At 66.8% G+C, this 11,969-nt stretch carries 10 protein-coding genes; 3 read left to right on the top strand and 7 right to left on the bottom strand.

The genetic code is table 11. From position 1 onward, the window contains the following. Nucleotides 1–37 precede the first annotated feature (37 nt). Both psrA and phnX read left to right on the top strand, forming a co-directional pair. Nucleotides 38–1,126 carry an iron-containing alcohol dehydrogenase PsrA gene (gene psrA / locus ACFPFG_RS08060; RefSeq protein ID WP_380105945.1) on the top strand — a complete coding sequence of 363 codons (1,089 nt, stop codon included), beginning with the start codon at nucleotides 38–40 and terminating at the stop codon, nucleotides 1,124–1,126. A 54-nt stretch (nucleotides 1,127–1,180) separates the two neighbouring features. Continuing rightward, nucleotides 1,181–2,026, top strand: coding sequence for a phosphonoacetaldehyde hydrolase (gene phnX, locus ACFPFG_RS08055; protein WP_380105943.1), 846 nt, complete (start codon nucleotides 1,181–1,183; stop codon nucleotides 2,024–2,026). Between the two features lie 155 nt (nucleotides 2,027–2,181). On the opposite strand, the gene fghA is transcribed toward phnX, so the two are convergent. Together fghA and ACFPFG_RS08045 are read right to left on the bottom strand one after the other, a co-directional pair. Beyond that, on the bottom strand, nucleotides 2,182–3,054 hold the full coding sequence (gene fghA, locus ACFPFG_RS08050; protein ID WP_380105941.1) for an S-formylglutathione hydrolase: 873 nt from the start codon (nucleotides 3,052–3,054) through the stop codon (nucleotides 2,182–2,184). A gap of 235 nt (nucleotides 3,055–3,289) precedes the next feature. Continuing rightward, entirely contained in the window at nucleotides 3,290–4,399 is a 1,110-nt protein-coding gene (locus ACFPFG_RS08045; RefSeq protein WP_183021025.1) for an S-(hydroxymethyl)glutathione dehydrogenase/class III alcohol dehydrogenase, read from the bottom strand. Between the two features lie 239 nt (nucleotides 4,400–4,638). On the opposite strand from ACFPFG_RS08045, the gene ACFPFG_RS08040 reads away from it, so the two are divergent. Beyond that, the gene (locus tag ACFPFG_RS08040; protein ID WP_380105938.1) at nucleotides 4,639–5,676 is read left to right on the top strand and encodes a GlxA family transcriptional regulator; all 1,038 of its coding nucleotides are present in this window, start codon (nucleotides 4,639–4,641) and stop codon (nucleotides 5,674–5,676) included. A gap of 11 nt (nucleotides 5,677–5,687) precedes the next feature. Here the strand turns inward: ACFPFG_RS08040 and ACFPFG_RS08035 are convergent, their stop codons facing one another. The 5 genes from ACFPFG_RS08035 to sdhA form a co-directional block, all read right to left on the bottom strand. Beyond that, the gene (locus ACFPFG_RS08035) at nucleotides 5,688–7,004 is read right to left on the bottom strand and encodes a DEAD/DEAH box helicase (protein ID WP_380105936.1); all 1,317 of its coding nucleotides are present in this window, start codon (nucleotides 7,002–7,004) and stop codon (nucleotides 5,688–5,690) included. A gap of 778 nt (nucleotides 7,005–7,782) precedes the next feature. Beyond that, nucleotides 7,783–9,093 (bottom strand): citrate synthase, encoded by a 1,311-nt coding sequence (locus ACFPFG_RS08030; RefSeq protein ID WP_183021029.1) that lies wholly within the window; start codon nucleotides 9,091–9,093, stop codon nucleotides 7,783–7,785. 25 nt (nucleotides 9,094–9,118) lie between these two features. After that, complete coding sequence (locus ACFPFG_RS08025) at nucleotides 9,119–9,418, bottom strand: FAD assembly factor SdhE (RefSeq protein ID WP_012204343.1); 300 nt, start codon at nucleotides 9,416–9,418, stop codon at nucleotides 9,119–9,121. After that, nucleotides 9,418–10,122, bottom strand: coding sequence for a succinate dehydrogenase iron-sulfur subunit (locus ACFPFG_RS08020; protein ID WP_012204344.1), 705 nt, complete (start codon nucleotides 10,120–10,122; stop codon nucleotides 9,418–9,420). Before ACFPFG_RS08020 ends, ACFPFG_RS08025 begins: the two co-directional genes overlap by 1 nt. 27 nt (nucleotides 10,123–10,149) lie before the next feature. Beyond that, nucleotides 10,150–11,955, bottom strand: a complete 1,806-nt coding sequence (gene sdhA, locus ACFPFG_RS08015; RefSeq protein ID WP_197956964.1) for a succinate dehydrogenase flavoprotein subunit — start codon at nucleotides 11,953–11,955, stop codon at nucleotides 10,150–10,152. Between the last annotated feature and the right edge of the window lie 14 nt (nucleotides 11,956–11,969).

The following is an 11,969-nucleotide window of genomic DNA, read 5'->3' as shown; positions in this document are numbered from 1 at the left end:
TTTCCCGGCGCCCCCGTTTCATTCAAAGGACCGATTTGTGTGGACCTATCACAACCCCGTTGCCATCCATGCCGGCCCCGGCCGCCTGGACCGCCTGCCCGAGCTGCTGGCCGGGCGCGACTGCCTGCTGGTGACGTTTCCCGAGGCCGAATCCCTGGGCCTGGTGCAGCAGCTGCGCCAACGGCTGGGCAGCCGGCTGCGCGGCGTGGTGGACGGCATCGCGCCCAATCCCGATGTGCAGTGGCTGGCCCCGCTGTATGACCGCGTGCACCGCGAATACGCCGAGGTCCCGTGCATCGTGGCCCTGGGCGGCGGCAGCGCCATCGACTCGGCCAAGGCGCTGATGTGCGCCACGCCCACGCGGCGTTTCAGCGAACTGCTGCAGGCCCTGGAGCAGGGGCTGGCCCTGCCGGCCGCAGGCCACAAGGCGCTGATCGCCATTCCCACCACGGCCGGCACGGGCAGCGAGGTCACGCCCTGGGCCACGATCTGGGACCAGGCCGCCGGCCGCAAGCACTCGCTGCACCAGCACTGGACCTGGCCCGAGGCCGCCATCATCGACGCGCAGCTCATGCAAAGCCTGCCGGCCGGCGCCACGCTGGCCTCGGGGCTGGATGCGCTGTCGCATGCGCTGGAGTCCATCTGGAACCGGCACCGCAATCCCGTCTCCACGGCCCTGGCCGTGAACGCCGCGCGCCGCACCCTGGCCACGCTGCCCGCGCTGATGCAGGACCTGGGCAGCCTGCCGCTGCGAAGCCGCATGGCCGAGGCCGCCCTGATGGCGGGCCTGGCCTTCTCCAACACCCGCACGGCGCTGGCGCATTCGCTGTCCTACGACATCACGCTGCGCCATGGCGTGGCCCACGGCATTGCCTGCTCGTTCAGCCTGCCGCTGGTGCTGGAGATGGCCCTGGGCGCCGACGACGAGGCCGACGCGGCCCTGCTGTCCATCTTCGATGCCGCCACGGGCGAGCTGGCCGTGCAGCGCCTGCGCAACTTCCTCGAAGGCCTGGGCGTGGCCACCGATCCCGCCCACTACGGCCTGCCCGGGGATGAGTGGCAGCAGCTGCTGCAGTCGGCCGCATCCGGCCCGCGCGGGCGCAATTTCATCCGCACGCTGGAATGAACAGGCGCGTACGGCCCTCTTCCGTTTGAACCTCTTTCCTTGTCAAAAAGCACCATGAACCACACCACCGTCTCCACCGCCGCCGCCGATCTGTCGCCGCTGCAGGCCGTCATCTTCGACTGGGCCGGCACCCTGGTCGATTTCGGCTCGCTGGCGCCCACGCAGATCTTTGTCGAGGCCTTTGCCAGCTTCGGCATCACCATCACCCTGGCCCAGGCACGCGGCCCCATGGGCCTGTCCAAGTGGCAGCACATCCACGAGCTGCTGCAGGACGAGGGCATCCGCGCGCAATGGCACAAGGCCTTCGGCCAGCCGCCTGGCGACGCCGACGTGGACGCCATCTACGCACGCTTCATGCCCATGCAGATCGCCAAGGTCGGCGAGTTCTCGGCACCCATCGAAGGCGCGCCCGACCTGCTGGGCTGGCTGCGCGCGCAGGGCCTGAAGGTGGGCTCGTGCTCGGGCTATCCGCGTGAAGTCTTGAACCAGCTGCTGCCCCAGGCAGCGGCCAACGGCCTGGCGCCCGACCATGTGGTGGCCGGCGATGAAATGGCCGCAGGCGGTCGCCCCGGCCCCTTCATGGCGCTGGCCAACGTGCTGGCGCTGGGCATCGGCGACGTGCGCGCCTGCGTGAAGGTGGACGACACCGTGCCCGGCATCGAGGAAGGCCGCAACGCCGGCATGTGGACCGTGGGCCTGACCCTGTCCGGCAACGAGGTCGGCTACTCCCCCGCCGAACTGGCCGCCGCTCCCGCCGAAGAAGTGCGCGAACGCATGGCCCGCGCCGAGGCCAAGCTGCGCGCAGCCGGCGCCCACCACGTGATCGCCAGCGTCAAGGACCTGCCCCAGGTACTGGAGCGTATTGCGCAGGACATGCGCGCTGGCCATAGGCCAGGTTGAGGCAAGCTGCCCTGCACCTGTGGCGCATCACCCTTTGGAACTGGCGCGGCCCAACTCAGCGGCACCGAGGAAGGGCCTAGGCCGGCCGCGCCGCCCCGCACCGAGGGTGTCGTCCCCCTCCCGCGAAGCGAGAGAGGGGGAAGGCGCGAAGCGCCTCAGGGGGTACTCAACTGCTTTGCATGGTGGCGCAGATGGTCGTCGATGAAGCTCTGGATGAAGTAGTAGCCGTGGTCGTAGCCGCCGTGGCGGCGCAGCGTCAGCGGCTGGCCGGCCTGGGCGCAGGCGGCCTCGAAGGCTTCGGGCAGCAGCTGCTTTTCGATCAGGAACTTGTCGGCCAGGCCCTGGTCCACGAGGATGCCGGCCGGGTAGGGCGCCTGGGTCTGGGCGGCCATCAGGCAGCTGGCGTCATGGGCTTCCCAGGCCTTGCGGTCATCGCCCAGGTAGCCTGAGAAGGCTTTCTGGCCCCAGGGGCAGTGGACGGGGTTGGCGATGGGCGCGAAGGCCGACAGGCTCTTGAAGCGGCCCGGATGGCGCAGCGCCAGCGTGAGCGCGCCGTGGCCGCCCATGGAGTGGCCGAAGATGCCCAGCCGCTCGGCGTCGATGGGCAGGCGTGCGGCGATCAGCGGCAGCAGCTCGCCCAGCAGATAGCTTTCCATGCGCCAGTGCAGCGCCCAGGGCTTGGTGGTGGCGTCCAGGTAGAAGCCCGCGCCCACGCCGAAGTCCCAGGCATCGGCCTCGCCGGGCAGGCCTGCGCCGCGCGGGCTGGTGTCGGGCGCGATCAGCGCAATGCCCAGCTCGGCGGCCAGGCGCTGGGCGCCGGCCTTGGTCATGAAGGTTTCTTCGGTGCAGGTCAGCCCGGCCAGGTAGAGCACGGCGGGCACCTTCTCGCCGGCCACGGCCTTGGGCGGCAGGAAGACCGAGAACTTCATGTTCAGGCCGATCTCGGCGGAGAAATGCTCGTAGAAACGCTGTGCGCCGCCGAAGCAGGCATGGGCGTTCTTGAATTCCAGGGGCGGCAGTGCGGACATGGTGTTCCTCAAAAAGAAAAATGCTACGGGCACCTTGGCAAGCGGTGCGTGCAGCATTCAAAGATGGGAGTTGATACGCTATACACGGTCAACGGCCCATGAAACTGGCGCTGCCCAGGCGAGAGGCGCCGAGCAAGAGCCGCCTCGCGGCGGGGGCGCCCAGCCGAGGGCGTCGTCCCCCTCCCTCGCGGAGCGAGCAGAGAGGGGGAAGGCGCGCAGCGCCTCAGGGGGAGCCTCAGTACACGACGACGGAGCGGATGGACTTGCCTTCGTGCATCAGATCGAATGCTTCGTTGATCTCCGGCAGGCCCATGGTGTGCGTGACGAAGGGGGCCAGCTGGATCTCGCCGCTCATGGCCTGCTCGACCATGCCGGGCAGCTCGCTGCGGCCCTTGACGCCGCCGAAGGCCGTGCCCAGCCACTTGCGGCCCGTCACCAGCTGGAAGGGGCGGGTGGAGATTTCCTGGCCCGCGCCGGCCACGCCGATGATGACCGACTGGCCCCAGCCGCGGTGCGCGCATTCCAGTGCGGCACGCATCACGTTGACATTGCCGATGCACTCGAAGCTGTGGTCCACGCCCCAGCCCGTCATCTCGACGATGACCTGCTGGATGGGCTTGTCGAAATCCTTGGGATTCACGCAGTCGGTGGCGCCGAAGGTGCGGGCCAGATCGAACTTGGAGGGGTTGGTGTCCACGGCGATGATGCGGCCGGCCTTGGCCAGCTTGGCGCCCTGGATCACGGCCAGGCCGATGCCGCCCAGGCCGAACACGGCCACGGTGTCGCCTTCCTGGACCTTGGCGGTGTTCTTGACGGCACCCAGGCCCGTGGTCACGCCGCAGCCCAGCAGGCAGACCTGCTCGGGGTTGGCGTCGGGGTGGATCTTGGCCAGCGAGACTTCGGCGACCACGGTGTATTCGCTGAAGGTGGAGCAGCCCATGTAGTGGTAGATGGGCTCGCCGTTGTACGAAAAGCGCGTGGTGCCGTCGGGCATCAGGCCCTTGCCCTGGGTGGCGCGCACGGAAACGCACAGGTTGGTCTTGCCGCTCTTGCAGAACAGGCATTCGCCGCATTCGGCGGTGTACAGCGGGATGACGTGATCGCCGGGCTTCACGCTGGTCACGCCTTCGCCGACCTCGACGACGATGCCCGCGCCTTCATGGCCGAGCACGGCGGGGAAGATGCCTTCGGGGTCATCGCCCGACAGCGTGAACGCGTCGGTGTGGCAGACGCCGGTGTGGGTGATCTTGATCAGGACCTCGCCCTTCTTCGGGGGGGCCACGTCGATCTCGACGATCTGCAGGGGTTCTCCAGCCTTGAAGGCGACGGCGGCTTTGGATTTCATGGGCGTGTCTTTCTGTCGGGGTGGCTCAGGAACGGCAGGGCGCGCGCTCCGCGAAGCCTTGAATGTAGGCCATGGCCGGGCGGCCCGGCCGCATCATGGCCGCAGCCTCAGGTGATATGTCCGAATCTGAGGGGTGTGGCCGGCTTCGGCCGGGCCTGCTGGCCGTGGGTGCTTGCGTCTTTTCGTATAGTCCGCCCCATTCCTCCCACCCTGACAGCCTTCCGGGCAAGCCGTTTCCCATGGACCACCGCCACGCCAGCGCCCACCGCGTCGATCTTGTCGTCTACCCCGGCTTCAAGGCGCTGGAGGCCATAGGGCCCATGTCGGTGTTCGACTATGCCAACGTGCACCTGCGCGCGCGCGGGCACAGCGACGGCTACGAGGTGCGCGTGGTCTCGCAGCGGCGCGGCTCCGTGCGCTCGGACACGCTGATGGCGCTGGACGCCACCCACACGCTGGCCGAATTGGAAGCCGCAGGCACGGGCTGCACCGTGGTCGTCGTGGGCTCGCGCCACATCGAGCAGGTGCTGGGCGGCTCGGCCGAGCTGGTCGCCTGGCTGGGCCGCGTGGCGCCGCGCGTGCAGCGGCTGATCTCGCTGTGCTCGGGCAGCTTCTTCCTGGCCGAGGCGGGCTTGCTGGACGGCCGGCGCGCGGCCACGCACTGGAGCGTGACGGCGCAACTGGCCCAGCGCCATCCGCGCGTGCAGGTCGATGCCGATGCCATCTACCTGCGCGAGGAAATCCGCGATGGCGAAGGCAGCCGCCAGCTGTGGACCTCGGCCGGCGTGACGGCCGGCATCGACCTGGCCCTGGCCGTGGTGGAAGAGGATTTCGGCCATGCGCTGGCGCTGGAGGTGGCGCGTGACCTGGTCATGTATCTCAAGCGCCCCGGCGGGCAGTCGCAGTTCAGCGTGCCGCTGGCGGCCCAGGCCGCGCAGCACGGCGGCGTGCAGGCCGTGCAGCAGTGGGTGATGGCCCATCTGGCCGAGCCCCTGACGCTCAAGCAGATGGCCGAACAGGCGCACATGAGCGAGCGCCACCTGCGCCGCGTGTTCCAGCAGGAAACCGGGCAAAGCCCCACGGCCTTTGTGGAGAGCGCGCGGCTGGAGGCGGGCAAGCAACTGCTGGAAAGCCAGACCCATCTGCCGCTCAAGACCGTGGCCGCACGCGTGGGCCTGGGCTCGGAGCAGGCGCTGCGCCACCTGTTCGTGCGCCACCTGGGCATCACGCCCGTGGCGTACCGGGATCGCTTTGGTGGGCGCGGCGGCGCAGGCTGAACCGGAAACGCTCAGCTCTTTTTTGCGGTCTCGGCTGCTTCGGCGGCCGCGGCGCGCAGCTTGTCCTTCTTGCTGGGGCGGCGGCCCTTGATGCCGCCGTTGCCGTCCTGCGCCACCGGAGGCGGCGGCACGGGATCGGTGGGCTCGAAGCCCGGCAGCTGCTCCAGTTCAAGGTCCAGCTGGTTGCGCTTGCAGATCAGCGCCCAGTGCGCCTGGTCGGCCGGCGTCACGAAGCTGATGGCCGTGCCGTCCTCGCCTGCGCGGCCGGTGCGGCCGATGCGGTGCACATAGTCGGTGGCCGAGCGCGGCAGGTCGTAGTTGACGACCAGGGGCAGCTGGGTGATGTCGATGCCGCGCGCCGCCAGGTCGGTGGTGATCATCACCTGCCAGCGCTTGGCCTTGAAGTCGGCCAGCGCTTCCTTGCGTGCGCCCTGGCTCAGGTCGCCATGGAAGGCCGTGGCGAAGATGCCGGCCTTGTAGAGCTTTTCAGCCACCAGTTCGGCCGTGTGCCGCGTGGCCACGAAGACCAGGGCACGTTCGAGCGTGACAGGGTCGGTGCCCGCAGCGGTGTCGCCCTGCACCAGCTGGCGCAGCAATTGCGTGCGGCGCGCGCGGTCCACGGCAATGGCGCGCTGGGTGATGCTTTGCGGGCTGGCGGCATCCTGGCCATCGGCGGCATCGACGCGGGCCTGAACGGGGTCGTGCAGCAGGCCCGTGGCCAGCGATTGCACGGCATCGGGATAGGTGGCCGAGAACAGCAGGGTCTGGCGCTGCTTCGGCAGCAGGGCCAGCACGCGCTGCAGCTCTTCCTGGAAGCCCAGGTCCAGCAGGCGGTCGGCCTCGTCCAGCACCAGGTGGCGCACGGCGGACAGGCGCACGGCGTTGTGCTCCACCAGGTCCAGCAGGCGGCCCGGCGTGGCCACCAGGAAGTCGGCACTGCCGCGCAGCATCATCATCTGCGGGTTGATGGACACGCCGCCATAGACCACACCGATGCGCGGCGGCTGCTTGAGCGCGCGGCCCAGGTCGGACAGCGTCTCGCCGACCTGCTGGGCCAGCTCGCGCGTGGGCACCACGATCAGCGTGGTCAGGGTTCGCACAAAGCCGCCCTGGGCACCCTGGGCCTTGCCGCCATCCATCCAGCGCTGCAGCAGCGGCAGCAGGTAGGCGGCCGTCTTGCCCGAGCCCGTGGGCGCACAGGCCCAGAGGTCGCGGCCCGCAAGCACGGGGGCGATGGACTGGGTCTGTATGGGCGTGGGATCGACCAGGCCCAGGTCTTGGAGGCTGGAGACCAGCGCCGGGCTCAGGCCGAGGGAGGCAAAGTTCATGGTGTGCAGGGAGTGGCTGGGGCCGGAACCCCGGCGCAAGAAAGGGCCGGCCACGAGGGCCGGGGGGGCATTGTCGGCGAAACCGCGCCGCTGCGTGAAGCAGGGGGCTTGGCCCTGGCTCTCAGGCCAGGCGGCGCAGCCGGCCAGCAGGTCGTTCACCAGGCCGCCAGCCGTTGCAGCCGGGTCGGTGGCGCGTGCCTGAGCGGCTATCTGGCATCGGCCGCACGAAGCGTTGAATAAAGCGTCAGGGCCATTGCCGAAACCGGCGTGCAAGAGAAGACCAGACCGTGACTCAAGGCGGGAGCCGGCCCTGCTTTCTGGATGTTCTTTGCAGAATACCGGGCGTCAGCAGCATGAATCGTTGAGGCCATGACCATCGCTGAAGTTGTTGCCCAAAAAAATTGGTGGCACTTCATGGTGTGGTCGTAGGAAGGTTCCAGTTTGCACCTTCTGCTTCGGTCAGATTTTCCCAACTTACCTCGGGATGTTTGAAGACTTCACCGGGCGACAGTTGCATGGAGTCCTGGTCACCTTAAGGTGGATGGGCTCAATCAATGGACATGTCGCGATAGGGAAAATGGTGTTCCTAGGACTGGCGCGGCCTTCTGGAGCGGGGGGCTCGCCCATGAAAAATGGCCCCCACGCTACCCTTGCTGCGCAAGGTCCGCTGCCCCCCGAGGGGGACGCTTTTCATCTTGGGGCGGCCCGGCGATGAAAAAAGCCCCATGCAAAGGCATGGGGCTTTTGGGTGCCGGGCCGCTGAGGCTCGGACCTGCGCTCAGCGCTGGCCGATCGGCTTGACGTTGCGGGACACGGAGCCCGTGAACAGCTGGCGGGGACGGCCGATCTTGTACTCGGGGTCGGCCATCTGCTCGTTGAGCTGGGCGATCCAGCCCACGGTGCGGGCCAGGGCGAAGATGCCGGTGAACAGGTTCACGGGCACGCCGATGGCGCGCTGCACGATGCCGGAGTAGAAGTCCACGTTCGGGTAGAGCTTGCGCTGCACGAAGTAGTCGTCTTCCAGGGCGATCTTCTCGACTTCCTTGGCCAGGGCGAACAGGGGGTCCTTTTCCAGGCCCAGTTCGGCCAGCACTTCATTGCAGGTTTCCTGCATGAGCTTGGCGCGGGGGTCGTAGTTCTTGTAGACGCGGTGGCCGAAGCCCATCAGCTTGACGCCGCTGTTCTTGTCCTTGACCTGTTCCATGAACTCGCCGACCTTGGCAACGCCGCCGTTGGCCTGCAGGTACTCGAGCATGTTCAGGCAGGCTTCATTGGCGCCGCCGTGGGCAGGGCCCCACAGGCAGGCCACGCCGGCCGAGATGGCGGCGAAGGGGTTGGTGCCCGACGAGCCGCACAGGCGCACGGTGGAGGTGGAGGCGTTTTGCTCGTGGTCTGCGTGCAGGATGAAGATGCGGTCCAGCGCGCGCTCGACCACGGGGTTCACCTTGAACTCCTCGCAGGGGTTGCCGAACATCATGCGCATGAAGTTGCCGGCGTAGCTCAGGTCGTTCTTGGGGTACATGTACGGAGCACCGATGCCGTACTTGTAGGCCATGGAGACCAGCGTGGGCATCTTGGCGATCAGGCGGATCGCGGCGATGTCGCGGTGCTCGGCGTTGTTGATGTCCATGTTGTCGTGGTAGAAGGCCGACATGCCGCCGACCAGACCCGTCAGGACGGCCATGGGGTGGGCGTCACGGCGGAAACCACGCAGGAAGAACTGCATCTGCTCGTTGACCATGGTGTGCTTGGTCACGCGCTCGACGAAGTCGGCCTTCTCGGACTCGTTGGGCAGCTCGCCGTACAGCAGCAGGTAGCAGGTCTCGAGGTAGTCGCAGTTCTTGGCCAGCTGCTCGATGGGGTAGCCACGGTACAGCAGCTCGCCCTTGTCGCCATCGATGTAGGTGATGGCGGACTGGCACGAGGCGGTAGAGAGGAAGCCCGGGTCATAGGTGAACATGCCGGTCTGCGCGTACAGCTTGCGGATGTCCACCACGTCGGGACCGACGTTGCCCTGGTAGACGGGCAGCTCGACGCTGGGAGCGCCGTTGCTGAATGACAGCGTTGCTTTGTTGTCTGCGAGTTTCATTTCCAAACTTCCTTCTCTAGATTGCCTAGCCTACTAGCGGGAGAGAACCGGGCTTGCGCTTGCGCACCAGTTCCAGAACTTCCCTGATTTCTTGGGTATCGAGTTCACCTTCAGGCTCCTTGCGGCGCAAGAAGAGGTCCATCAGGTCGTTGTCTGCCAGGTCCATCAAGGCAGACAGACCGCTCGCGTGTCTCCGCGTGAGCTGGTCTCCGTAGGTGGCGAAGAACTGCGCGATGAACAGGTCGTTCTCGACCAGGCCGCGCCGGCAGCGCCAGCGCAGCAGGTCTCGCTCGCGTTCGTCGAGCAGAGTATTCGTCATGGTCATCAGATGGCCCGGCGGACCATCAGTTCCTTGATCTTGCCAATGGCCTGCGTGGGGTTCAGGTGCTTGGGGCACACGTCCACGCAGTTCATGATGGTGTGGCAACGGAAGAGACGGTACGGATCTTCCAGGTTGTCAAGGCGGTCACCCGTGGCCTCGTCGCGGCTGTCCGCGATGAAGCGGTAGGCCTGCAGCAGGCCGGCCGGGCCCACGAACTTGTCGGGGTTCCACCAGAAGCTGGGGCAGCTGGTGGAGCAGCTGGCGCACAGAATGCACTCGTACAGGCCGTTGAGCTCTTCGCGCTCTTCGGGCGACTGCAGGCGTTCCTTGGTGGGAGACGCGAAGCTGTCGTTCTGCAGGTAGGGCTTGATCGAGTGGTACTGCTTGAAGAACTGCGTCATGTCCACGATCAGGTCGCGGATCACGGGCAGGCCGGGCAGGGGCTTGAGAACGATGTCGCCCTGCAGGGTCTTCATGTTCGTCAGGCAGGCCAGGCCGTTCTTGCCATTGATGTTCATCGCGTCCGAGCCGCACACGCCTTCGCGGCAGGAGCGGCGGAACGAGATGGAGGGGTCCATCTCCTTGAGCTTGACCAGGGCGTCCAGCAGCATGCGCTCGTGGCCGTCCAGCTCGACCTCGACGGTCTGCATGTAGGGCTTGGCATCCTTGTCCGGGTCGTAGCGGTAGATCTTGAAAGTGCGCTTCATTTGTCTGTTCTCTCGTGGGCTGCTGGATTAGAACGTGCGGACCTTGGGCGGCACGCTGTCCACCGTGAGGGGCTTCAGGTTCACGGGCTTGTAGTCCAGGCTGTTGGTGGCGCTGTACCACAGGGTGTGCTTGAGCCATTCCTTGTCATTGCGGCCCAGCGGGAAGTCGGCGTGGTCGGCAGGATGCTCGTAGTCGTACACGGTGTGGGCGCCGCGGCATTCGTGGCGCGCAGCGGCCGAGATCATGGTGGCCTGGGCCACTTCGATCAGGTTGTCCACTTCCAGCGCTTCCATGCGGGCGGTGTTCCAGACCTTGGACTTGTCCTTGAGGGTCACGGAGCCCACGCGTTCGCGGATGGCGTTGATCTTGACTTCGCCTTCGTCCATGCTCTTTTGCGTGCGGAACACGCCGGCATGCTGCTGCATGGTGGCGCGGATGTCGCCAGCCAGGTCCTGGGCGTAGGTGCCTTCCTTGGAGTCGTCGAGCTGGTTCAGGCGCGTGAGCGTGCGCTCGGAGCCATCGGCCGGCACGGCCTTGTGGTCGCCGAAGCCGTTGACGAACTGCACGATGTGCTTGCCGGCCGACTTGCCGAAGACCAGCAGGTCCAGCAGCGAGTTCGTGCCCAGGCGGTTGGCGCCGTGCACCGACACGCACGAGCATTCGCCCACGGCATAGAGGCCATTGACCACGTTGTTCTGCTGGCCGTCCCACACCACGACCTGGCCGTTGATGTTGGTGGGAATGCCGCCCATCTGGTAGTGGATGGTGGGCACCACGGGAATCGGTTCCTTGGTGATGTCCACGTTGGCGAAGTTGTGGCCGATCTCCTCCACCGAAGGCAGGCGCTTGCGGATGGTGTCTGCGCCCAGGTGGTCCAGCTTCATCAGGATGTAGTCCTTGTTGGGACCACAGCCACGGCCTTCCTTGATTTCCTGGTCCATGGAGCGGGACACGAAGTCGCGCGGTGCCAGATCCTTCAGCGTGGGAGCGTAGCGCTCCATGAAGCGTTCGCCTTCGCTGTTGAGCAGGATGGCGCCTTCGCCACGGCAGCCTTCGGTCAGCAGCACGCCCGCGCCGGCCACGCCGGTGGGGTGGAACTGCCAGAACTCCATGTCCTGCAGCGGGATGCCTGCGCGTGCAGCCATGCCCAGGCCGTCGCCGGTGTTGATGAAGGCATTGGTCGATGCCTGGAAGATGCGGCCTGCGCCACCCGTGGCCAGCAGCACGGCCTTGGCGTGCAGCTCGTACAGGTCGCCGGTTTCCAGTTCGATGGCGGTCACGCCGACCACGTCGCCCTGGGTATTGCGGATCAGGTCCAGCGCCATCCACTCCACGAAGAAGTTGGTCTTGGACTTGACGTTCTGCTGGTACAGCGTGTGCAGCATGGCGTGGCCGGTACGGTCGGCCGCGGCGCAGGCGCGCTGCACGGGCTTTTCACCGTAGTTGGCCGTGTGGCCGCCGAAGGGACGCTGGTAGATGGTGCCGTCGGGGTTGCGGTCGAACGGCATGCCGAAGTGTTCCAGCTCGATCACGACGTTGGGCGCTTCGCGGCACATGAACTCGATCGCATCCTGGTCGCCGAGCCAGTCGGAGCCCTTGATGGTGTCGTAGAAGTGGTAGTGCCAGTTGTCCTCGCTCATGTTGCCCAGCGAAGCGGACACGCCGCCCTGTGCAGCCACGGTGTGCGAGCGCGTGGGGAAGACCTTGGACAGCGAGGCCACGGACAGGCCGGCGCGCGACAGTTCCAGCGCGGCACGCAGGCCGGAGCCGCCAGCGCCGACGATGACGACGTCAAACTTGCGCTTGGTGATGTTTGCTTTGGAGTAGCTCATTCTTAACCTTCAAT

The sequence above is a fragment of the Delftia deserti genome (assembly GCF_042653485.1).
GTDB lineage: Bacteria > Pseudomonadota > Gammaproteobacteria > Burkholderiales > Burkholderiaceae_C > Comamonas > Comamonas acidovorans.
This window is presented reverse-complemented; position numbering and strand designations above follow the sequence as displayed.